Annotated in this window: 1 protein-coding gene and 1 pseudogene; one reads left to right on the top strand and one right to left on the bottom strand. The window is 45.5% G+C overall.

Going from position 1 to position 1060, the window contains the following annotated elements; translation table 11 throughout:
* Nucleotides 1-379: pseudogene (locus WH277_RS03965) on the top strand (integrase core domain-containing protein); the annotation flags it as partial.
* A gap of 52 nt (nucleotides 380-431) precedes the next feature.
* Here the strand turns inward: WH277_RS03965 and WH277_RS03970 are convergent.
* Nucleotides 432-974, bottom strand: coding sequence for a DUF3916 domain-containing protein (locus WH277_RS03970; RefSeq protein ID WP_339457968.1), 543 nt, complete (start codon nucleotides 972-974; stop codon nucleotides 432-434).
* Nucleotides 975-1060: the final 86 nt, after the last annotated feature.

Below are 1060 nucleotides of genomic sequence, written 5' to 3' on the forward strand. Positions count from 1 at the left end.
GGTCACGCGTATTCTGGACAGCATTGCGCTGTTTCGCGGCTATCCGGCGACGATAAGAACTGATCAGGTCCCGGAATTTACCTGCCGCGCGCTCGATCAATGAGCCTTTGAGCATGGCGTGGAGCTGCAACGTATCCAGCCCGGCAAGCCGACACAGAACGGATTTATTGAGAGTTTTAACGGACGCTTTCGCGATGAATGCATGAATGAACACTGGTTCAGTGACGTCAGTCATGCCAGGAAAACCATCAGTGAATGGCGTCAGGATTATAATGAGTGCCGCCCGCACTCTGCGCTGAATTATCGGACGCCGTCTGAATTTGCGGCGGCCTGGAGAAAGGGTAATTCAGATAGGGAAGGATCCGACATGACTAAGTGAGCGTTGTATCTAATCCTGGGGGCAGGTCATGACGGTTAGTAAATAGCATCGGTCACTGTAGCTGCCCATAATACCAGCGTTCGCCTGAAAACCAGTCATCCGGGTCGTCACCACCATAGTAATCAAGTGTAATCCCTAATTCCTGCAAACCATCCGGGAGAGTCAGCCCCCATTCCCTGGCGAGACTACGTTCTTTGAGTAGGACTGATGAGCCATTCTCAGAGCTACCTTCTGTGATGAAGCCTTGAAAGTATTCTTCAGAACGAAATAAACATACTTCACTGGTAAACATATCCGGAAGGCAAATTACGGCAGTAATTCGAGGCGTATTACCACAATCTGCTGTGGCGAGTATCAAGTTAGAACAAGCATTAATCATGGCTTGTGCACACTCTGCTTTAGTTTTCTGTTTGCTGTGTTTTCCTTGTATAAGATTGATTTCTATCGGAATCTTGTAATTCCAGTAGTGCTCGCTCATAGAAAAAACTGCGCGATCTGGATTGAGAAAGGTTTTGGCCCAACGGTTAAGTGATTTAATACGACGAGGAATGTTTCGTACTTTTGTACGATTATCCCTACATAAACGCCTGCTCATATATTTAACTTCCTGATTTTTTAATTAGCATGGTTATGATGAATAATTATTATTCTTTCTATTTGGTTTCCAATCAATGTTTTCAC

The sequence above is a fragment of the Erwinia sp. MYb416 genome, assembly GCF_037479575.1.
Taxonomy (GTDB): Bacteria; Pseudomonadota; Gammaproteobacteria; order Enterobacterales; family Enterobacteriaceae; genus Erwinia; species Erwinia rhapontici.

What these genes read in the sequence shown, in the direction of transcription:
- WH277_RS03970 (WP_339457968.1), bottom strand. Translation starts at nt 974, where the DNA reads ATGAGCAGGCGTTTATGTAGGGATAATCGTACAAAAGTACGAAACATT.